The sequence below is a fragment of the Neorhizobium sp. SHOUNA12A genome (assembly GCF_023006505.1).
Lineage (GTDB): Bacteria > Pseudomonadota > Alphaproteobacteria > Rhizobiales > Rhizobiaceae > Neorhizobium.
The window spans coordinates 1-22,353 of record NZ_JALBGV010000089.1 but is presented as its reverse complement, the minus strand read 5'-3'; the positions used below and the strand labels follow the sequence as shown (position 1 = coordinate 22,353).

Below are 22,353 nucleotides of genomic sequence, written 5' to 3'. Positions count from 1 at the left end.
CATGTTCCCCCTTGCCGATAATCCCGGGGTCCATGGCGCTCTCACAAACATGGTGGCTGAGCTGAAGACGGCGGGCCTTGACAAATTCTTCGCTTTTCTCCCCGCAGACACCCTGCATATCACTGCTTTCGAGGGTTTAACCGATATCCCGCAGGATGAACTCAACGCGGCAACGGCCCGCTTCGGACACGCTCTGGAGAAAAAGTCCGCAGCAGAGGAATATCGCGTTTCCCCTGTTGGGCTCACTATGGGCGAGAGCCTCCGTATCGTCGTGGAAGGGGCCAACGATAGCGAGAAACGGCTGCTTTGGGACCTGCGCAACGTTCTTCATAAGGCCACGAAGACCAACTGCAATGACCTGACGGCCTACGAATTCCACATCAGCCTGGCCTATCCAAAGAAGAAATTCGACAACGAAGTGGCGCAGGACATTGCCCCCAAACTGCAGGCTGCTTACGATCGGCACATTGCTCCATTTGCCCTGATGCAGCTCGGCAGGGTGGGATTCTACAAATTCGAGGACATGGGCCGATTCACGCGAATTGGTACGCTCGGATACGATGGTTACACCGAACTTGGCACGGAGGCCCCAGAGGTCGAGGACGCATCTGCGTGAGGATCGGTTTGACGGAAAAGAGCTCGCGGTTTTTGTTTTCTGAAGTCGTCCCCCGTTATTCACCTATCCCCTTGAAAGTCGCATTCAACCTGCGATTTGAAATCAGTGCCAAAAGCACAAGGTACGAGCCGTAACTCAACTTACGCTCTTTCACATTCAAAATCTGCTTCTATGGAATTGTGGTCAGCCCACATTGAATTAGCGCCCCTTTGATTAGCCCCGGAAATAAAACAAGAACTACGCGTCAATGACTTTTCCCGCATTTCGGTGAAGATCCCTGCAATTGTCGTCACCAGACCCCTTAATCCGATCCCGACGGGGCGCCGCGTCAGCGGCCACGTCATCTGGAAAATGCTGACGTGGCACGACGTTGCCTCGGTGCGATATCCGCCGGCCTTTCAGGAATAAAAGCCAGCCCGTCTTCTTCTTTTGAGAACCATACGGCGCTCACAACCACCCAAGCTCCCCAAACCATCGCCCGACAACCGGCAGGCAGTCATAGCCGCCGCGCCCGCAACATCGATCAGCTTCCAATTGTTCAAGACCGACACCATGGCAAGCCAGGAACCGGTTCTACCGAAGTCGGCGCACGAACTCCGCCTTCACACGATGAAAGGCTTGTACAGGCTGGGTTCTGTCTTTCAGGAGGTGAACAGGCCGATCGAAGCCGAAACGCATGACCCTGCGGTTTTTGCCGTCGGCATCGGCCTCGTGTTGCCCAACACCACCTTCCAATCGCTTCAAGATGCCTATTCCGGGTGTGAAATCCTGAGCGATCGCTCTTTGTCACAAACGCCTGGACCCACCTACCTTGGGAACGTCGCTTCAGGAACCGTCATTACAGTCTGTCCATTCGAAGGGGGCGACCTTTCCTCTGGGCCCAAAGAAGATTTCGCGGTGTCCGTGATGGTGTCGGAAAATAAGTTGCCGACGATGGCCGCGGTTGCCGTCCGATCCGCCGAACTTAAGGAGGAATTCGGACCGAGCGACTGGTTCATCGCCGGAGGACCTGATTTCACCATCAGGATCAACGCGAAAAATCATCCAGAGTTACCTCAGGCGGACTGTGGTTCCTGGCCCATCCACCTCGCATACACCCTGGGCAGGGAGACGACCCCGGAGATGAAAGACACATTCCTTGCTGTTAAGCGGATCACTGGCTTCGAGATCACGCAGAGCGAATGTGCGGCCGTGCCATTGATCCTAATGCTGAAAGGCACGCGCCCCGTCCATGTCACGGTGAATGCAACCTGGCCCGTCATGGGTCCGTGGATCACGATCTTCTGGCGGATGTATTTCGTTGTGATGATCAACGGCAAGCGCGTCGACGCCGACTTTGTCCGCGCGGCGGATCTCAACAAATCGTTCCACCTCGTCATCGCGGCGCAAGCTTTCTTCGATAGCTACCTAAAGGACGGCACTGCCTTGCCCATTATCATGAAGGACTTGGTGGCGCAGCTCCAGTAGAGAGAAAAGAGCACGGACAGCTCGGGGAAAATTGCGTAAACCGGGTTTCAACACTCCGGCAATTGGCACGCAGATAAAATCCGGGTTCAACATCCGGCGCAAAACTATCAGAACTTGGATCGCCTGGATCGACTGTTTTTTTCCGTAACTAGCTAGTACCGCAGATATGAACAATGCACGTTCTCTGCAGCCTCTTGTCGGTGAAACATGCCCGCTTGATTTTTCGCCCCTTGGTTACGTATCGTCGCGCGCCTCAATCCATTGTAATCGGAAAGTTCGGACGCATCACGCCAAAGCTCGATATATCCTTCAGGTTCTGGATCTCAGTGGTCAACAGTGAGATGAAAGCGTGGCTGCGGGCACTTTCTTTCCCGGTGCTCAAGGGTATTCGGACGTCATGGCGTATCTACCCTGCCCGGCCTGACGTGGCCGAGCTGCTGACGTGGCAGGCCACGTCATTGTTGTCGCAACTCGCACGCCCGCATTGGGCGGCCTCTTTTCCCGCCTCGCGAAATCGACATAAAGCCGGGATTGCGCCGGAATTTCATCGAACCGGTTTCTTGCCCCTTGCGCCAACCAGCTGACGATCTTTCTCCGCCTTCATCAAACAAATAACGCCTCAACTAAACCTTGTAACCCGCCGCAAACCAGCAACCATGGACGACGATCGCGGGCAACAACTTCTTCGCGTCATCAAGGTCTTGACAGGAGAAGGAAGCGGCCTCGATCGCCCGAAGCTCGTTTCGGACGGGAAGCTGAAAGCGGGCAGCTTTCTTCCCTTCTATGGGAACAAGTTCCTATTGCGTCTTCTTCGAAACGAAACGGTCCATGCCGCTTTTGAGGCGATGCGGGACGAGCTGAAAGACGCGCTGAAGATTGCGAAGCTTGAGGATTTTTTTCTCTTTCCCGATCGCGACAGCCTGCACATGACCGTTCAAGACGGGCTATGCTCATCTGACATCAATAAGCACCCGAGAGCCCGACGAGCCTTATTCGATTTGGGCCTGCGCCGGTTCGGCGGTGCCAATAAATATCTCGTTCGTCCCGCTGGCATCGTCATGGGCGAGAGCCTCAGTGTCCTCATTGAACCGGACAATCATGAGGAACGACTCAAGCTCTGGGGCATGCGCAGCGCCTGTGACGAAGTTTTAGGAATGGAGCATAGCGCGACGATAGACTGCCAGTTCCACGTCGACCTGGCTTATCCGACGCACTATCTTACCGACGAGCAAGCCCGGTTCGTCGCCGCTAGGGTGCGGAAGGCATACGACACTCACATTGCCCGATGGGTGAAGTTCGAACTCGGGCTGGTCGAGTTTTGCGAGTTCGACAAGCTGTCCGAGGTCGTCACGGCTGGCACTCTCGGCCTGTATGGCTACGTTGATATTTACCCCAAGATGGAGGAGAAGCTTCAATCGTTTAAGTAAGGGGGGAATGCCGGCAACGCGAGGGCCGCTATCGCGTTGCAACCATTCCGGGAGGCGCCTTGAGGGATTACAGGAGGATTGGAAAATAAGAGCCTTCAACAGCGCTCGATCGCAACATAGGAAACACCCTTCGCAAAACGGGTTTCAACACCCGCATGAAACTGCAAAAAAACTTGGATCGATTGTCTTTTTCCGTAGCTAGCTAGTACCGCAGATATGAAACACGCACGTTCTCTGCAACCTCTCGCAAATTTCGGTGAAACATGCCTGCGTGATTTTTGTCCTTGATGACGTGACGTCGCGTGCGTTTACAGCTCGATATATCCTGCAACTCAACCCTCAGGCTTGCCAGGCAAACCCGTTCGGACATGACCGATGGCAGGGATCGGCCGCGAAAATCTCCGGAGGTTCTTTCCATCGGCAGGAAGCAAGGAGACGTTGCCCCATCGGACGTGCCCTGCAGCGCGGATAAAACCAGGTGGGATTTAACGTATCGATCGACAGATACACGCAGGAATGAACGTACAAACGCACGTACGTATAAACCTAGCTTCCCACATCACACGCCCATATATCCTGCAAATCATAAATCGGAGCGCCTTAACCCGATAAATAGCCAGTTGGGAAGGATCAAAACCATTCGGCGATAAGAGGAGATCAGCCGGTGGAAGGTCAGAGAACAGGCACGAGCGGCAGCATGGTCACGTTCGCAAGCTTATGATCGCAGAGGTAATGACTGTATTTATAAGGGAATGGAGCTCAGATAACCGGAATGACAAATGCTAAAGGAGTGGAGGTCGAAGGCCCGCCCTTTCCCACCGCCATCCTTCTTCCGAGCGCTTGATCAGCGTTTTCAAAAGAGCAAAAATTCGGCAAACAGAAAAGACTGTGAAAGAGGACCAAATGCAATGAGAGTAACCGCGAAAATCCCTCCCTGAGGCGCTGCCTCCAAGCATTAGCGGCGCTTGTTGTTCCCTCCCTTGTCCCTCCTCGCGGTCGGGTTTGGTTGGTTCTGGGTCCTATTCGTCTTCTTCTTCCCTGACACCTTCCTCCACCCCCTACTGTTCAACACCTCCAGGACCACCTCTCGCTGCTCTCGCTTCAATTGATTTTTCTTATGTTTGGCTGGCGCATCGTCCGGAACCGGCCAACCGAGGAAAGGTTGCAACTTCGTCAATGTCTCTTGAGAGCAGCGCGCCGGAATCTTCCAATAGTTTCCTTCACCGTTCAATCGCCTACCGCCAAGGCGCACGGCCACAGCCTCTTTTTCCTCCAACGCCTTTGCGCGCTTCTCTTCGGGCAGCTTGCGCTGCGTCTTCGTGAGACGAATATGGAAGGTCGGATTAACCCTCACCGTGCTCTCGGCTCTCTTGGCAGCGGCTTTTTCCACGATGTCGTTTACCTTCTCTTCTAGCGTCCCGATCTTTTCATCGTCGTCGCCTTCATCGTCGCTAGCTTCGCGGTCTTCAACATCGCTAGCATCGCGGTCTTCAACATCGCTATCATCTCCGTCGTCTGCGTCGGGCTTGCGAGGCGCCGGCTTCGCAGCAGGCGCGGCCTTTGCAGCCGGAGCCTTTTTCGCAGAAACGGGCACAGTGGCTCCAGCGGTAGACATTTTGACTTGGGGGATTGATACGATGAAAAAATGGGTGGGTTTTAAAAAATCGGGGGTGGGTAATTGAGAATGTTTGCTTTGTCTGTAATGGATTGGGTTGGGTTGAATTTGTGGTTCGGAATGTGATTGTGGGGATTATGATCTTTCGAAAAGGATGGGCATTGCGGTCCTCTTTATAGCCGAGCAGACCTTTGGATCCACGTCAACGCTGACGTGGCGGACCGCAGTGCCACGTCATCCGCCAATGTGGCGCTGACGTCATCACCGCGCAATCAGGCGGCTCCGGTCGCATATAAGCAGACCCATATCCGGAAAAACATGCGTCTGTCTTGCCCGGACAATCTCCCCAAAACAATCCACCGCACCTCATTCCGGCCGGCGCAATCAATCGTAACATCGCCCACGCCTCTACCAACCCGCGATCCCACCGCCGGGACGCCGTGCTTATTGCCTGTCTTCCAAACACAAACACAAGCCTGAGCCAGCACCCGCACACCGCACACAATGATGGACATGGAAGGTATCTCCCCCACCCACCTTCAGCACTACGCGTGGGTGTGGGCGCAGATCGCCGAGCAGCAATTCCTGGCGAAAGCAGACGAAAACCAGGACGCGGATGAACAAGAAGATCCCTTCGATGCGCCGAACGTCGCGGCGAGCAAAGCTCTGCTGCAAACGCTGCTAAAGACGTATCGCAACTGCGATTTCGTCAGTAACGAAGTTACAAATACGGACTGCTCACGCACTTATGCCGAATTCATCGACACTGACCGGTTGATCTTCACGTTGTACACGAAATACGACCTTGATTACCAGACCAAGAAATTCGGCTGCACGATCGCTCTTGCGGTACAAAAACGACTAACGCCGCTTGCCGGGGCGATTGTCGTGGTGTCCGACGAACTTCAGACAGCCACGAACGAACGCATCTGGTCGATACAGGGCGGCGTCGACTCGGACATCAAGATCAACGAGGATGGCAGGCGGCCGCCTCCGATCATCGGCAAGGCCGCTATCGGAATACGCCTGGCCTACAACCCCGGCAAGCAAACTCCGGAAGAGACGCGGAACAAATTCGTAGCCAAGATCAAAAAGTACGACCAGAAGGCGGAAGAAGTCGTTGGCGGTTTGGCTGGAGCAACCAAGTTTTTTTCAGGCGAATTCAACGGCTTTGTCTCGCTGGAGGAGGACTGGATGAGCCTGGTCGCGTTCTTCGCGATCCGGCGCCGGGAAGAGTTGCTTGTTCTGGTCAACGGCGACTACATTGATTGTGACACCCCACCCAAGGACCTGGACAAACCGATTACGGTGGCGATCCTGACGCCTGACCTGGAGTACGAAGTGCTAACCGGGGGGCCATTGCAACGACTGCTGAAGAAGTGACGCTGCCTCGCACCGAAGATGCCGGCAACAAAAGGCTAAGGTAAGAAGATGCTGAACGCGTTCAACACGATGGGAAATGCGGGCCTTTCAACAATGCCCGACCGCAGCGCGTCTCCCCTTCGGATAAGAGTTCAACACTCCGGCAAATGAAAAGAACAAAAAATCAGGTTCAACACCGAAACAAAAACTGCGCGGAAAATTGGAGCTTTGTCTTTTTCCCCATAGCTAGTCTGGCAGATTATGAACAAAGCAAACGGATGTTCTCTGCAATCCTTTTACAAGTGTCCTGTAAACACCCGTGCATGATTTCCATGACGTGACGTGGCAAATATCAACCTATTGAAACACAATTCACGTTGTGGACAGGATGTCGGAAACCGCATTGCCGGTCGTCAGGACATTCACCAGAAACATCGTTATAGGCATTTCGAGCCCCACGTGTCCTTATCCCGATCCGCACGCCACGTCAGCTGCCACGCCATCCGGAAAACTGCTGACGTGGCCTTCTAAATCACCTCGCGTCATTAACCGGCCTTCCGTGCATATAAAAGCCAACCCGCCTCCGCTTGTGGAAACCTTGACCCACTCATCCCTACTATCGCGAAAAATCATCTGGACAAAGGCGATCAGCACAGCTACCCGAACCACCCCGAAAGTCCAGCGTCCGTCGATCAAACGGCGGCCACCGTCCGCACAGCCCAAAATGGATTTTATTCAGTATCCGCAAGACGCTGCCGTGTACAAGGTGCCCACCCATCCCGATGAACTCATGGTTCACGCGAAAAATTACATGGATAATCTGCTGAATATCCAACCGAACATGTTTTTGGGAGTGGGCAATAACGTCCTCAATACCTGCCAGACGGAAATGTTGAATAAGCTCGCGGAGGAATTCAATGGGTGTCTCATCGTGGGCGGAGTAGTCAACTCCACCAACACCGGGCCCATCTACCCTCCATTTGAGGCGACACGGGATGTTCTATCCGTCAATCCACTCGACGGCGAAGCTGCCTACCTGGCGGGCGGCAATGGATGGGGGTTTACCATGGCGCTGCACCGAGGAATGATCCCGATCATGGGAGTGATTGGCGTGATGCGCAAGATCGGCAAGCATCCCTGGTTCATCTCCGGCGGCGACAACTGGCTCATCACATTCTCTGAGCCCACGGCCAAACTTCGTACCAAGAAGTATAACGACGCCGACATCCGCATAGAATACAATACGAGCCAACAGGATTCTCTAGCCGCCACCAAATTCTTTCACGAGTTGGGCCAAGCCGAACTCAGCCATTGCATGTCAAGTTCGTTTCTCAACGTCTTGCTTGGTGAGCTCGATGGCTTTTTTGTCACGAAGGCAAGATGGGTGACCACCGTCGCCTTGATGGCGGTTTCACGAAGGATACTGCCTGAGATGTCCTTCTACATCAACAACGATGCGCCGCAGCCTTCCACGCTTGCAACACTGAACCGGAATGAGTCGTTTCGCCTCCACTTGGTAACGCATGAACTAGGATCGCGCCGTCTCCATAGACCCGTCGGCTAAACTTGTCGCCTGGCAGAGCAATGAGCAGAAGCGATCGGGAAACGGGATATTGAGAAAAACGTTCAACACTCCGGCAATTGCCGCTTGCAAGAACCGGGTTCAACACCCGAAACAAAAACTGCGCGAAAAATTGGAGCTTTGTCTTTTTCCCCATAGCTAGTACGGCAGATTGTGAACAAAGCATATGGATGTTCTCTGCAATCCTTTGACAAGTGTCCTGTAAACACCCGTGCATGATTTCCATGACGTGACGTGGTAAATGTCAACCTATTGAAATCAAAACGTGGACGATGAGGCAGAACATAGTTTCCGACCTGTCATACCAAGGCGTTTACACTCTTATATATCCTGCAAAACATTTTCGCGCGTCTCAGGCCAGCTGCGCTTCAACCATGCTTAAGGCAGGAAAATAACCGGAGTTCGTCACCATGGGCAGATCGGCTGACAGATCGATGTGCATACCGACGAACACACGAACGAACGTAGTTTCATACATCACATGATCATATATCCTGCGAAATCAGAAGGTATCCCAGAAACAGCCCGACTGGATGAATTTCAAAGGCATCAGGGACAATTCACGTTATGGACAGGGTGTCGGAAACCGCATTGCCGGTCGTCAGGACATTCAGCAGAAACATCGCTATCGGCATTTCGAGCCTCACATGTCGCTATCCCGATACGCACGCCACGTCAGCTGCCACGTCATCCGAAAAATTGACGTCAGCCATCGAGGCAATCAGCCGGGTTCCATAGTATAAAGAGCCACACACCTCGCCTCTCGTAACAGACATTCGGGCACGCTCACCAACCAATCCAAAAACCTGCGCCGATCGACGAACAAACAATCCGCTCTGCGTGTCCGCATCACCATCATCATGGCCCCGTTACCCGCAGCGCCGCTCGGTCTGAAGGATCTTAAACTCCTGCGTCGAAACCTTTCGGAATTAACGCGCCAAACCCGCAATAAATGGAAGGCCCACTTCGAGGACAACCCGAATGGGCCAGACACAGAGACAAAAAGGGAGTTCTTGTCGGATCTGATCCGACAGCTCAAGGAACTCTATCCAAATGACTTCTTCAGATTCGTCGCCAGCGAGAATATCCGATTCACATGCGACAACCGTTACCCTGTTCCGATCAGTTACCCTGATCCGGTCTTCGACCTCCAGGTCATTGTTTCGATCCATATTATTGACGATGGTGCCAGCTATAAGCGGGACAATTCGGAATGGACAACGGCCATCACCATACAGAAAGGAAAAGCTCTGATGTGGACTTCCTTGTCCTTCGTCTCCGATCGCCTCTTGAACGAAATTGGCACCTTTCTTTGGACGATCACGGGTGGCTTCGGCACGGAGATGAAGATGAATCATGAGATCCCCGCCAAGTTTAAGCTCAAGGACCATGATCCGAAGGGGATCAGGCTGGCATACAACTTGGGCAAGCAGGACTCCGAGACCGCTCAGGCAGCTTTCGAGAAAGCTGTCAAGGATTGCGGCGGGGAGGCTGAAAGGGTCACCTGCGGGCCACCTTCAGCTCTCCGAGTTCTGTTGGGCGTCTTCGACGGCTTTCTCTCCCTGCAAGAAGATTGGACCGGCATGGCCGCCGTGCTCAGGCTCTCCATGGACAGCGAGGCGCAAATTCTGATCAACGGCAAAAATATTGGCGGTGCTGTTCCGCGCATGGACCAGAACAAGCCGTTCACCGTATTCATCGCGACAAGTGCTTTCGCGACGCCCCATACACAGGAGGGCAGTCCATTGATGACGTTCCTGAAGAATTAACGGCACCGCGCGTCACGAAGGACCAAGGATGGATCGGGGTAGGAGGACAGTGAAAAGCGTTCAACACGCCGGCAATTGCCGCTTGCAAGAACCGGATTTCAACACCGGCACAAAAACTGCGCGAAAAATTGGATCTTTAGTCTTTTTCCCCATAGCTAGTACGGCAGATTATGAACAAAGAATACGGATGTTCTCTGCAATCCTTTGACAAGTGTCCTGTAAACACCCGTGCCTGATTTCCTTGACCTTCCGTGACGTGGCAAATATCAACCTATTGAAATCAAAGCGTGGACGATGGGCAGAACATAGTTTCCGGCTGAGGCCAGACAATCGGAAAAGCACATATCTGTGGGAATCGCATGGCTGGTGGCCAGGAAAACTCAGCAGAAACATTGTTTATTTTATCTGATATGTAACGCGCGGTAAATATTGGAGTATTACTGAAATATAGTTCAATAGTATCTATTTTATAGTTTTATTGTTTTCGATGTGGCGCAAACAATATTGTGAAACTCAAACAAAATGACAAATCGATCTGACGAGTTGTTGTCGCACTCGTTCTCGCAAAACCTGTCCTGAACGTTCTGCTATGTTGAAATCAGAAGCAGGGAAGTGGCGGTCATCCATCAGGCATGGGCCGTATCGACGGGATCGCTGCTGTCCACGACACGACCGACGACGCCCATCAGCTTCATCAAAAAGGCGTTGCATGGATCGTCGCGTTCCGCCTTGGTAATGAGATGTCCTCCGCAGACGCGCGCCAGAACCTTGGCGTTTTCCACCCCCGGAATGGGATAGTCCTCGCCGGCAGGGACGCGGACTATCTCCGGTTTCCCCTTGCCGTCGATATGACAGAAGATCTTGATGTCTTGATCGCAAAACAGGATGTTCCCGTCCGTCCGGATATGTTTGCCAAGCTTGTCTAAAACATCGACATCCTCGGGCAGGTAGCCATGATAACGAAAGAGAGTGCTGCCTACCGCGGGAATCTGTTTGAAAACGCTCTCGGCCTCCCTGGCCGACGCTTTCAAATATGTGCACCCTGACATTTTGCCGAAGAGAGCTGGCGCTGCGATGGATGCGATACGGTTTGGTGCGTTTGATTGTTTTCAAGCAGAATGTCTGGTGTGTCCGACTGTCTGGAGGTTGTGAACAAAAAAGGCGCGGTTGCCCACTTTTATGGGCATTTCGAGCCTGATGTACCCATCCTCCTGCACGCCACGTCAGCCGCCACGTCATTTCGGAAAAACGCTGACGTGGCTTCTGGTCGCTCCGCGCGAGGCCATCGGTGCGATGTGAAGCAGCACTCAGGCATAAAAGGCCGCCCTTCCACGCCGTTATGGGATACTGAGCGCGTCCAACACACTTCCAAAGTGTCCGCTGCCAGCACCTGACAGGTAATCTCGATCAGTCGTCACCGTCACAGCCAGACAAACGACGCGTATTCTCAACAACGCAGCATCCTACGCCATGGTGTCCGAACCTCTGACGCTTGCCAGCCTCGTGCATTTAGCAGCGTTAGGCAAAGGGGTTGCGGACCTTCACTACCAGCCGCGACACCACCTTGGTCCGCCTATAGATGCCGAGTGGGTCAGGCAAAGGATTCTCAAAAACCTGATCGCACAAATCAAAGGCCATCCTGCCGGCACTACCGCGCCCACGGACGCCGAGATAATCTGGGGTCATGACCCGATCGTACCTGATCGATCCCGCTTCTTCATCGAGCCACTCGACGGCGTTCCAAATTACCGGCTTGGAATAGAGATTTTCGCTACAGCTATCACGGCAGTCGAAGACGGGGTGCCCCAACTCGCGGCGATCTTCTTGAACGCGACTAACCAAGAAGAATTGGACGCGTTTGACCATGAGGCAAGCCTCGCGGACCCTCAGTGGAGCATCGCAGGCGGCATTGGCAGCCCCATTGAACTCGACGGCGGGCCCCCCGAGCCACCTAAGGTCTATGATCCGGCCAACATCTGTCTTGAATTCATCGTTGGCGTAAAAACGCAAAAAGATGAGCGAGTCGCTTTCGAGGCGACGGTTGCGGAGCTTGGCAAGAATGCCCAGACCCACTATTGCGTGTCTCTCTCAGCTCTTAACTACCTGCGGGGTGAAATCGACGCTTTTTTCGCGCGTGGATTGAATTCGGAGATGACGGCCGCCTTGTTCGCCATCTTCATGCAAAGTGAGCAGGAGGAGGAAAACAAACCAGTTTTCATGGTCGATGGGCAACCCGCCGACAACAACATCATCAAGAACCTCAGCCCGGCTGGCTCATTCTCTTTGGTCATCGCCACGCAGGATTACGCGAAGGATAAGCTGCAGCCGGACAGCCCATTGGTGACGTTCCTGCAGAATTAGCGGCGCTGCGTATCAGGAGAACCGAGGAGGATCAGGGTTAGGAGGACAGTGAAAAACGTTCAACACGCCGGTAATGCCGCTTGCAAGAACCGGGTTTCAACACCCGGCACAAAAACTGCGCGAAAAATTGGATCTTTTGTCTTTTTTCCATAGCAAGTATGCAGATTTATGAAATACGAACGTTCTCTGCAAGATATCCGTACCTATTTCCGCGACCTCCGGTGAAGTGACGTGTTAAATATCGAAATATAGACACAGAACATAGATTGAGACCTCTCATGACGAGGCGTTTACAGCTCTATATATCCTGCAAAAAACTCCCGTCGCGGCTCAGGGCGGCGGCGCATCAACCGCTTATAAGACAGGAAAATACCCCCGCCTTTTCCATGGACAAACCGGCTGACAGATTGACATTCAAACCAGCGAACAAACGAACGAACGTAGTTTCGTACAGCACATCATCATATATCCTGCAAAATCATAAAATGTCATCGTGATGACCGGATTGTCACGATTTCAAAAGGCGTCGAAGGCATTCACGCTTGGGCCAGAAGATCGGAAAAGCACATATCTGTGGGAATCGCATGGCTGGTGGCCAGGAAAACTCAGCAGAAACATTGTTTATTTTATCTGCTATGTAATTCGGGGGAGATATCGGAGGTGTGACCGAAATAAAAGTTAATCAGGACAGGAATATCTTTTTGTGAATTTATTGTTTTCGATGTGGCGCACACAATATTACGAAATTCAAACAGAGGAGGGCAAATCGATCTGACGAGTTGTTGTCGCACTCGTTCTCGCGAAACCTGTCCTGAACATTCTGATATGTTGAAATCAGAAGCAGGTAAGTGGCGGTCATCCATCAGGCATGGGCCGTATCGGCGATCTCGCAACTGTCCTCGACGCGACCGACGACACCCATCAGCTCCGTCAAAAATTTGTTGCACGGATCGTCGTTTTCCGTCTTGGTAACGGGATGTCCTCCGCAGGCGCGCGCCAGAACCATGGCGTTTTTCTCATTAGGGTTGAATTTCGCGCCATCAGGGACGCGGACTATCTTAGGTTCCGCCTTGCCGTCGATATTGCAGAAGCTCTTGAAGCCCTTATCGCACAACAGGATGTTCCCCTCCGTCAGGATATGTTTGCCAAGGGGGCCGAAATAGGAGAGGTGCGCCTCGCCCAGATCGTCGATCTGGAAGACAGTGCTGCCCTCCTGGGAAATGCCGATGACATCGGCGCCAATGGTGTGGGCCGTCGACTGGATAAATTTGCACTCGGACATTTTGTCGGGGGAAGCGGGCGCTGCGATGGATGCGATAAGGTTTGGTGCGTTTGATTGTTTTAATCAGAATGTCTGGCGGGTCCGATTGTTTGAGGAATTGTGAACGGAAAGACGGGACGGTTACCGACTTTTATAGGCATTTCGAGCCTGATGTGCTCTGCCACTATGCTCGCGCCAAGTCAGCCGCCACGTCACCTCGGAAAAACGCTGACGTGGCATTAGGGTCGCTCCCACGCGAGGTACCGGCGTGGTGCGAGGCAGACTCAGACATAAAAGGCCGCCCCCTGCTCGCCGTATGGGCGATACTGAGCGCGCGTCCGAACAGACCTCCAAAGTGTCCGCTGCCAGCACCGGACAGATAATTTCGATCAGTCGTCACAGCCAGACAAACCACGCGTATTCTCAACAACGCAACACCCTACGCCATGGCGTCTAAACCTGTGACGGTTGGGGAACTCGCGCATTTCGCCTCGGCAGGCATAGGAGTTGCGGACTTTTACTACCGGCCGCGCGCCTCCGACGACCCACCGATAGATGTCGATTGGGTCAGGCAACAGATTCTCTCCGTCCTCGTCAATTGCATTCACGGCTATCCTGCCCACTCCACCGCGCTCGTGGCCGCCGATACAAACGGCGATGATAGCCCGATCACCCCCGTTCAATCCGGCTTCTGGATCGAGCTACTCGATGGAGATCGAAACTACTGGAGAGGAGAAGAGCTTTTCGCTACAGCTGTCACGGCAGTCGAAGACTGGGTGCCGCATCTCGGGGCGATTTCCTTGAACGCGACTGACGAGCAACACATCGACTACCCTCAATATACCATCACAGGCGGCATTGGCAAACCCATTGAGCACAACAAAAAGTCACCCAAGCCACCAAAGACCTACGATCCGGACGACATCCGTCTTGAATTCAACATTGGCAAAAAAATGGCCAAAGATAAGCGAGCCGCATTCATTAAGGCGGTTGAGGAGTTTAGCAAGGGAACCGGGCCCCACGGTTGCGTGTCTCTCTCAGCTCTGGACTACCTTCAGGGTCAGATCGACGCTTTCTTCGCGCGTGGATTGAGCCTGTGGATGATAGCCGCCTTGTTCGCCATCTTCGTGCAAAGTGAGCAGGAGGAGAAAAACAAACCGGTTTTCATGGTCGATGGGCTCCTCGCCGACGAGAACCTCTTCAAGAACCTCAACCTGGCCGGCTCATTCTCTTTGGTCATCGCCACGCAGGATTACGCGAAGAATAAGCTGCAGCCGGATAGTGAATTGATGACGCTCATGAAGAATTAACGGCACCGCGCGTCACGAAAGACCAAGGACGGATCGGGGGAGGAGGACAGTGAAAAGCGTTCAACACGCCGGCAATTGCCGCTTGCAGGAACGGGTTTCAACACCCGGCACAAAACTGCGCGAAAATTGGATCTTTTGTCTTTTTCCCATAGCTTGTACGGCAGATCATGAGCAAAGCACACGAATGTTCTCTGCAATCTTTCGAAAGTGTCCTGTAAACATCCGTGACCGCATGTTTCTCTGACCACCCTACGCACGAATGTGCGACCCGTATTGCCCATACCACGTCAGCCGCCACGTCATCCCGGAAAACCGCTGACGTGGTGCCAGGGTCGCTCCACGCGAGACCCTCCGCGCGGTGTGAGGCAGCATTCAAGTATAAAAACAGCCCTCCTTCCCACGATCGGAAACACGGCCGCGCCTAGACATACCCCCAAAGCCCCTTTCCCAAACCTGAGTGGTAATTTCATTCAACTATCGCCATCACAGCCAGGCAGACGAACCCCCATTTCAAAAGTGCTACACCGTGCGCCATGGCCTCCGCAGCCCGTGTGAAGCTTGCCGACATTGTGTCTTTCGCCCATCAAGGCCGGAATGTTGCGAACTATTATTTCGTGCCAGAAGAGCGCGGAGGAGCGCCTGTGGATCTCGCTTGGGTCAAAAAAACGCTCCGCGCTGACATGACCAAAGGTATTCGCGATATCTATCGTGAACACTCCGTCACGCCCGTCGCCCGTGCAGGCAGCGGTGATGTCCTGATCGCCACCGATCAATCCGGCTTCTGGATCGACCCACTCGACGGAGGCGAAAACTACTGGCATGGAACAAAGAGTTATGCAGTCGTTGTCGCGGTGGTCGAAAACGGGGTGCCGTATTTCGGAGTGATTGCCTTGAGAGCGGCTGATGCTCAACACCTCTCTTCCGCTAAAGGGACCATCACGGGCGGCGTTGGCCATCCCATTCGACTCGGCGACACGTCACCCAAGCCACCAAAGGCCTATGATCCGTCCAAGATCCGTATGGAATTCAGCTTTGGCGAAACGTCGCTGTCAGACGACAGGCTGATGGAGGAGCAAGACGCATTGGCGAAGGAGCTTAAGAAACTTGCCGAGGGTGCCGTGAACTGCGGTTGCGTGTCTGTCTCAGCTATCAAACTCCTGCTGGGTATGACCGACGCTTGTCTCGCCCTGCGAGTGAACAAGCAGATCGTCGGCGCCTTGTTCGCCATCTTCATGCAAAGTGAGCAGGAGGAGGAAAACAAACCAGTTTTCATGGTCGATGGGCAACCCGCCGACAACAACATCATCAAGAACCTCAGCCCGGCTGGCTCATTCTCTTTGGTCATCGCCACGCAGGATTACGCGAAGGATAAGCTGCAGCCGGACAGCCCGTTGGTGAAGTTCCTGCAGAATTAGCGGCGCTGCGTATCAGGAGAACCGAGGAGGATCAGGGTTAGGAGGCAATGGAAAAACGTTCAACACGGCGACAATCTGCCACTCATAAAAATCGGGTTCAACACCCGGCACAAAAACTGCGCGAAAATATTGGATCGATTGTTTTTAGCTAGCACAGCAGATCAAGACAAGAACACGTACGTCTCTGCAGCTTTTTGCCTCTGTTTAACCACGCGTCAATGGATCTCCGTCCGATTGCCCATGGGAGCCCGCAGGAGAGCCCAATGCCCGTGCACCGTGCTTGATTTAGAAAGCTGATGTTTTGCCGCCGCACGCTCCGACCCCGCCCCATGCCACGTCAGTATGCGCGGTCAGGCCACGTCATCCCACAGACTGCGGACCTGGTGCTGACGTGGAGGCGAATTCACGCCTGGGCCGTCGGCGGGCCGTCCTTGCATAAAAAGCCGGCCCATTTCCGGTTTCGAGAGAAACACCCTACAGGCTCGTCCAAACAGTCACCGAGGCCTCGCCGCCCTGCGAGCCGGCAATCATCAGCCCTACATCGACCCGGACCAAATCGCTTAGCGCCCTGCACCATGGCGTCCTGCACAACGGTTACACTCGATGATCTTGTGACATGCGCTCTGGCAGGCGCCGAGAATGCGAAATGGTGGTTTGATTCGGTTAAGGGATTGACCCCCAAATGGAGCGAGCCTGACGAGCCGATCGGCAATCTTCAAGAGACTGAGACTTGGCTCTGGGCGACAGAGCTGTCGAACTTTATGTTGAAACGACTTCGTTGGCGATACGATGGTTACCATGTCGTAGGCGATGAGGATATCTCGCAACCCAACCCAGTCCCCTACGACAACATAACCCACCGTGAGAAACGAATCATCGCAGTCGATGCGCTCGACGGACGCGCGAACTTTCTCAAAGGCAGCTTAAACTTCGCGACGACAATAGGAACGTGGGATTTGGGCGTCGTCGTCATCAAATCCACCATACGTCAGAAAAACACCGGGAAATTAACCTGGAAGATCTCAGGCGGCATCGGCCGGAAGATTACGATCAATGACGTCCCTGCCCGTTATGACTTCAAGCCCTATGATCCAGCCAATATGCGGCTTCTGTACAACACCGGCGAGATGAACACACGCGAAGAGCAAAAAAAATTCGTGGACGAAGTTAGGAAGCTGACCGACCGAAGCCACAACCTCCGCTGTTTATCTCTTTCGATTTTCGAGATCATGCGAGGTGAGGCAGCCGGCTATATTTCCCAAATGGAGAATGGGACGACCATGGCTCCTTGGTTCAACATACTATACCCGAGAAATACTCCCCTCGTCGTCCTGGTCAACGGCTGTCGGATTGACAGCAAGACCTATCAGGTTCCGGGCTCGGGCACGCGGTTCACCCTGGCCGTTGTGAGGAATGAGTTTTGGGTGGATCACCTGACGCTCGATACTCCCTTGGGAAAACTCCTGAGGAAGAGACCAGCGTGAATGGGATCGCTTGAGTGGATGTTCAGGAGTTCAACCCCCAGCACAAAACAGCATACAAATTGTACCACATCGTTTTTTCCATAGTATTCAAGCAGATCAGGGTATTCTGGCAGATCAGGAAAATTGAAATATGATCGTTCTCTGCAGCTCTTGAAAACGCTCCATGCATCGTCCGTGACCTGACTTTCCCCTTGACCGTTTAGCTGCTTTCAACCGCGGATATTCCATGCCCTGCACAGCCGCCCTTGTCGAGGTTCGGCCCCCGTTGCCGCCCGCCAGCGTCATTGCCACGTCACCCGGAAATGCTGCTGACGTGGCGATGACGTGGACAGGGAAATCACGCCTGAGCAATCAGCCGGCCTTCCTCGCATAAAAGCCAGCCCGTCTCCCTCCCGTTTCGGGAGAGGCACTCCGCAGGCTCCAAAACAATCCCTAAGCTCCATCGCCCGCAACAAACCTGCTACCACCCTCTGCACATTCGCCTCGACGTCCTTGTATTACAGCACGAGCAAAATCACGCACCATGGCGTCCTCCGACATTGTCACGGTTAGCGCCCTCTTGAATTCTGCATCGATGGGCGCCCAGAGGGCGCAAATAATCTTTAATGAGCTCGTAAAGCTGCGCGCTGCGTGGAGGATACCGGGCAAACCTTCCCCTCAAGGGGAAACGACGTGGTTGTACCAGGCACAAACGCTGCCAAATGTCGCAGCGAAACTGCTTCGTCAGGAACACCCCGACTACACCGTCGTGGATGAGACCTCGCCCTCTCGCATGACGATCGACAAGCAACCAATCATTTGCGTCAATAATCGCGACGGACACGACAACCTGCTCAAAGGCCACTTCAGCTTCGCGACATCCGCCGAGCTAGAACAGCAAGGAGTGCCATGTTGGGGAGCGGTTGACTTGAGAAGCTGTAGACTTTCGCCGATCCAGGGCAAGTGGACGATCAAGGGCGGCATCGACATGCCAATCACGATCAACGGGAAAGAACTCAAATTTCTCGAACTCAAGCCTTGTCCCGGGCCACAGCCCTTCGACGTTCGGTTCGGCAGTGGTGAGCAGACGACCGAAGAGGAGCAGGAGGCATTCGAAAATGCGGTAAGGCACAATGGCTGTAACGCCACGAACCCCGGCTGCGTGTCCGAGGCAATTGCCGATTTCTCCGAGGGAATTGCCGACGCCTTTGTCTCCCCGAGGGAAAGCTGGATGACCATGTCTGCCTGGTTCGCTATCCTCCTGACGCATATCCAAGTGGTGATGATGGTCGATGGCTCTTCCATCGGAAACACGATTGAAGTGCGTCAGCAGAACCTCCGCAAGCTCCGGATCAGCGGCAAGCCGTTCTCAGTCGCTATCGCGACCGCTGATTTTGCGTCGCGCGAGTTGAAGGCCGATACTCCGTTGGGAAATCTCCTGCTGCCTTAACCGCGTTGCGTATGGAGGACAAAAAAGGCAACGGGACAGAGCGATAAGCCGAAAAGCGAATTCAACACGCCGGCCGCTCAAGTTACCGATTTCAACATCGGGAATAAAACTGCACAAAAAATCTTGGATTTCATGGTTTTCTATAGCAAATATCGCAGATTGTGAACAATAAACACGAACGTTCTTGCCCAACCCAAAACCCGGTGATTGGATATCCAGCTGTACCCATCTATGCGCCAAGCCCAATGTCCGAGCAGTAGTTGATAATCGCAATATCGGCACGTTTACACCCCTATATATCCTGCCGACAAAAAGACCTGCACGGGGTTGGCTTACCAAACCTCAGCCACCGCGCTTTTTGGCCAGGGCCATCAGCATCGAAGCTGGGGAGAACTTGCCGCAACCCGCCTTTCGGATCAGCGTGCGAAGGTAGGCGCCGGGTGAAGATATATGGCCCGCTCGCTCGAGCAGGCAGGCGATCGTGGCCGCGGCATGTTCTGGCCCCATCGCCTCGCACGCCTCCTGGTATAAACCTGCACCGATGCCGAGCATCGAGCGGACCACGACCGCTGCGGACATCAGTTCGCGCCAGGTCTCTATCCGGCCCTTCGGCCCATAGGCAACGATCTCCGGGCAGGATCGGACGACTAGGCCGAGCGGCAGTATCTTCACCGCCGCCGAGGTGGTCCCGATGAATGGGTTGGCGTTTGTTCCGGACGACGTGAGGGGCCGATCGGCGCTTGCCACCCTGCCGGCCGTCGCCAAGCCAGTCGCCATCTGGACATTACAGCCCCGTTCCTTTTCACAAGCGTGCTCAGATTCAATTAAGGATTCAGTATTTTGATTCTGTATGTGGCAACGGATTTCGTCGGCATTGCCATCGGCTTTTTGTAATTTCCAATGGATGGCCAGATGGTTAATAACTTCTTTCTTGAGGTCGGCCAAGCCGCGTTCCGTGACCGCCAGTTCCGCCAGTGATCCACTCCGGGAGATGTCCGCGATAAACGCGGCGTATTTCATCTCAAGGACGGACAATTCGTCTCCGTCGCGGTCTCCGCTGTCTTTCTCCTGAGCAATGGAAACCAGCTTGCGTATATCCCGACGCAAAAGCGTAATCCGTTCGCGCAGGATCGCCAGATGCCGCCGCTCGGCCGCAACATCCTGTGCCAGCTCCGCAAATTCGGCGGCGCGGGTAACAAGCGGCGACAAGCTGAAGCCGTAGGCCGTCTGAATCCGTCCGCTCGAGCTTTTGCGCGCATACCGCTTGCCGTTTGGACTGTCATGGCGAAGGACGATGCCGGCCTGCACGAGGATCGCCAGGTTTTCGCGCAGCGTCGTGCCGGCAATGCCGTTGGCACGGGCCGAGAGCTGGGCATTGGACGGAAAGACAATCAGGTTATCCGCAGACGAAAGACCGGCCTCGGGATGGAAGGACAGAAGTGCGCTCAGCACCGCCAGCGCGCGATCGCGCAATTTCAATCTCGTACGGGCGTCGCAGATATCGCGCAATACCTGCCATTTATCTATTGTTCGTTCTTTATCTATTATTCGCTCCGGCGGTGCATTGACCGCATCCATCTGAGCTTTTACCAGAGCAAGCGTCATCGGCCGCCGACCGAAGGGCGTCGTCACATGTGCCATTTCCATTTCCGTCACCTTTCAAAAAGGCAAAAGAAGCCGTTCACCCAGAGGCGCTCAGACGTCTTGACTATGGCGGAGGGAAATGCGATTCTTACTCTTGCTAGGAAATAAGATGAGGGCTTCCACCGCTTGGTCGTTGGGGGCCTTTTTCTTTTGCGCGTTTGTCCTTTCCGAATATATCTCGGTCTATACGTCGAACAGCAGCCTGCCTGGCCGGCAAGGTCAGCCTAAGCGGGTTTCTTCGTCACAGCTTGGTGAAGGCGGCATCTGGCCCGGACCCGGGAACAGGATCTGCTCCCGTATCTTTCCAAAAGATTGGCCCCAACCCTGAAGCGCTCGGAGAATGGGTTCCAACGTCAATCCGAAGGGCGAAATCGTGTAGTCCACCCGGGCCGGCACCTGCGCATAAACGCGCCTTTCGATCAGCCCCGCCTGCTCCAGCTCGCGCAACTGGTTGGTCAGCGTCTTTTGTGTAATGGCCGGAAGTCGGCGGCGCAGCTCACTGAAACGTGCCGTGCCATCCAGCAGCTGGAAGAGAACGATACATTTCCATTTTCCCGACAGTAGACCGAGCGCGGTCTCGACCGGGAGGAAATCACCGCCATGATTATCGAAGAGAGCTTCTGACATTGTGGTATCCTTCCTGCACTAGGAATCCTTTAAGAGTCCAAGCATCATTGCGAAGCGCGGATGACTCCACAAGTCGCGAGTTCCGGATTCGTTTTTGAACGGGCTACAGCTGTAATATTGGCTGTGTCGCAACGCCCGAAAACCTCTAGGCCCGACCTTCGCGCCCGCGGCATATAATGCAGATCGATATTCGACGGTTTTGCTCGATCCCTCCGCAGCGACGCCTCATCGGCAGACTGCTCTGGCCGTCTTGCTATTCCTCACGGAAGATCCAGGATCGCTACGCAGCCGGCTTTCTGCGTTGGCGCATGATCCACTCTCTTCGCTTTGGGACCGGTTCTTTGTGCCGCTCTTCGCAAAACAGCCCTTCCCCGCCGGTGTCGCATCGCTAAAAACCATGCGCGTATCACCGTCCGAAGATCAGTTATACCAGCGGGCCCAGGACCTGACTCTCCGGGTTCCAATAGGCTTCGATTGCTGATTCAGTGAGGTGCGAGGAGATTCGCGCCATGGGATCAGCGGTGAAGTTACGCACAGACTACCTACCGGCCGACTTGCGGCGGTTGGCAAGGGTGACGACGGACGTCAATCAGAGCCGGCGCTTGTTGTCGCTGGCGGCGGTTGTGGATGGAATGAGCCGTGCCGACGCGGCCCGGATCGGCGGCATGGACAGGCAAACCCTGCGCGACTGGGTCCACCGTTTCAACGCAGCCGGTCCAGAGGGGCTGAAGGACGTGTGGCACGCCGGCCCAGAGCCGCGCTTGTCTGCGGCTCAGAAGGTGGGGTTGGCTGAGATCGTGGAGACGGGGCCAGACCCGGCCGTCGATGGCGTGGTCCGCTGGCGGCGCGTCGATCTGCAGCGTGTCATCAAGGGTAAGCGCGATTTTCCATGCACATTGACGTAGGCGGTATCTCTGAACCAGCCCCTTTCGCGAAGCGATATCCGGGTCTGTCAGGCAGCGGAGGCTTTGGAGAAGTTGAACG

At 54.3% G+C, this 22,353-nt stretch carries 17 protein-coding genes and 1 pseudogene; 12 read left to right on the top strand and 6 right to left on the bottom strand.

The features are described 5' to 3' along the window. From MOV63_RS27060 to MOV63_RS27050, 3 genes are all read left to right on the top strand, one after another. A partial coding sequence (locus MOV63_RS27060) for a DUF1868 domain-containing protein (RefSeq protein WP_247038549.1) occupies positions 1 to 616 on the top strand: 616 nt, incomplete at its 5' end. Between the two features lie 534 nt (positions 617 to 1,150). Beyond that, the gene (locus MOV63_RS27055; protein ID WP_247038547.1) at positions 1,151 to 2,083 is read left to right on the top strand and encodes a hypothetical protein; all 933 of its coding nucleotides are present in this window, start codon (positions 1,151 to 1,153) and stop codon (positions 2,081 to 2,083) included. A gap of 656 nt (positions 2,084 to 2,739) precedes the next feature. Continuing rightward, entirely contained in the window at positions 2,740 to 3,510 is a 771-nt protein-coding gene (locus tag MOV63_RS27050; RefSeq protein WP_247038545.1) for a DUF1868 domain-containing protein, read from the top strand. A 955-nt stretch (positions 3,511 to 4,465) separates the two neighbouring features. Here the strand turns inward: MOV63_RS27050 and MOV63_RS27045 are convergent. Continuing rightward, positions 4,466 to 5,104: a hypothetical protein gene (locus MOV63_RS27045; RefSeq protein ID WP_247038543.1), complete on the bottom strand. Its 639-nt coding sequence runs from the start codon at positions 5,102 to 5,104 to the stop codon at positions 4,466 to 4,468. 534 nt (positions 5,105 to 5,638) lie between these two features. Here MOV63_RS27045 and MOV63_RS27040 point away from each other — a divergent pair. Both MOV63_RS27040 and MOV63_RS27035 read left to right on the top strand, forming a co-directional pair. After that, positions 5,639 to 6,508, top strand: a complete 870-nt coding sequence (locus tag MOV63_RS27040; protein WP_247038541.1) for a hypothetical protein — start codon at positions 5,639 to 5,641, stop codon at positions 6,506 to 6,508. 703 nt (positions 6,509 to 7,211) lie between these two features. Then, on the top strand, positions 7,212 to 8,051 hold the full coding sequence (locus MOV63_RS27035) for a hypothetical protein (protein ID WP_247038539.1): 840 nt from the start codon (positions 7,212 to 7,214) through the stop codon (positions 8,049 to 8,051). Positions 8,052 to 8,421: 370 nt separating this feature from the next. Here MOV63_RS27035 and MOV63_RS32675 read toward each other — a convergent pair whose 3' ends face one another. Then, positions 8,422 to 8,550: a hypothetical protein gene (locus MOV63_RS32675; RefSeq protein ID WP_258719316.1), complete on the bottom strand. Its 129-nt coding sequence runs from the start codon at positions 8,548 to 8,550 to the stop codon at positions 8,422 to 8,424. Between the two features lie 532 nt (positions 8,551 to 9,082). On the opposite strand from MOV63_RS32675, the gene MOV63_RS27030 reads away from it, so the two are divergent. Continuing rightward, positions 9,083 to 9,838 carry a hypothetical protein gene (locus MOV63_RS27030; RefSeq protein ID WP_247038537.1) on the top strand — a complete coding sequence of 252 codons (756 nt, stop codon included), beginning with the start codon at positions 9,083 to 9,085 and terminating at the stop codon, positions 9,836 to 9,838. A gap of 626 nt (positions 9,839 to 10,464) precedes the next feature. Here the strand turns inward: MOV63_RS27030 and MOV63_RS27025 are convergent. Further along, entirely contained in the window at positions 10,465 to 10,869 is a 405-nt protein-coding gene (locus tag MOV63_RS27025) for a hypothetical protein (protein ID WP_247038535.1), read from the bottom strand. Between the two features lie 439 nt (positions 10,870 to 11,308). Between MOV63_RS27025 and MOV63_RS27020 the strand changes: the two genes are divergently transcribed. Continuing rightward, the gene (locus MOV63_RS27020; protein ID WP_247038533.1) at positions 11,309 to 12,199 is read left to right on the top strand and encodes a hypothetical protein; all 891 of its coding nucleotides are present in this window, start codon (positions 11,309 to 11,311) and stop codon (positions 12,197 to 12,199) included. An 862-nt stretch (positions 12,200 to 13,061) separates the two neighbouring features. On the opposite strand, the gene MOV63_RS27015 is transcribed toward MOV63_RS27020, so the two are convergent. Then, positions 13,062 to 13,481, bottom strand: coding sequence for a hypothetical protein (locus MOV63_RS27015; RefSeq protein ID WP_247038532.1), 420 nt, complete (start codon positions 13,479 to 13,481; stop codon positions 13,062 to 13,064). A gap of 425 nt (positions 13,482 to 13,906) precedes the next feature. On the opposite strand from MOV63_RS27015, the gene MOV63_RS27010 reads away from it, so the two are divergent. The 4 genes from MOV63_RS27010 to MOV63_RS26995 all read left to right on the top strand — a co-directional run bounded on the left by MOV63_RS27010 (position 13,907) and on the right by MOV63_RS26995 (position 19,098). Further along, complete coding sequence (locus MOV63_RS27010; protein WP_247038530.1) at positions 13,907 to 14,770, top strand: hypothetical protein; 864 nt, start codon at positions 13,907 to 13,909, stop codon at positions 14,768 to 14,770. 533 nt (positions 14,771 to 15,303) lie between these two features. Continuing rightward, on the top strand, positions 15,304 to 16,185 hold the full coding sequence (locus tag MOV63_RS27005; RefSeq protein ID WP_247038528.1) for an inositol monophosphatase family protein: 882 nt from the start codon (positions 15,304 to 15,306) through the stop codon (positions 16,183 to 16,185). 671 nt (positions 16,186 to 16,856) lie between these two features. Next, entirely contained in the window at positions 16,857 to 17,669 is an 813-nt protein-coding gene (locus MOV63_RS27000; protein WP_247038526.1) for an inositol monophosphatase family protein, read from the top strand. Positions 17,670 to 18,345: 676 nt separating this feature from the next. After that, positions 18,346 to 19,098, top strand: a complete 753-nt coding sequence (locus MOV63_RS26995) for a hypothetical protein (RefSeq protein ID WP_247038524.1) — start codon at positions 18,346 to 18,348, stop codon at positions 19,096 to 19,098. Between the two features lie 342 nt (positions 19,099 to 19,440). On the opposite strand, the gene repC is transcribed toward MOV63_RS26995, so the two are convergent. Next, a complete protein-coding gene (gene repC, locus MOV63_RS26990) occupies positions 19,441 to 20,745 on the bottom strand; it encodes a plasmid replication protein RepC (RefSeq protein ID WP_247038522.1) in 1,305 nt (434 codons plus the stop codon). 216 nt (positions 20,746 to 20,961) lie between these two features. Continuing rightward, a complete protein-coding gene (locus MOV63_RS26985) occupies positions 20,962 to 21,369 on the bottom strand; it encodes a helix-turn-helix domain-containing protein (RefSeq protein ID WP_247038520.1) in 408 nt (135 codons plus the stop codon). Between the two features lie 509 nt (positions 21,370 to 21,878). Between MOV63_RS26985 and MOV63_RS26980 the strand changes: the two are divergent. Continuing rightward, positions 21,879 to 22,241 (top strand): annotated as a pseudogene (locus tag MOV63_RS26980) (transposase); the annotation flags it as partial. Between the last annotated feature and the right edge of the window lie 112 nt (positions 22,242 to 22,353).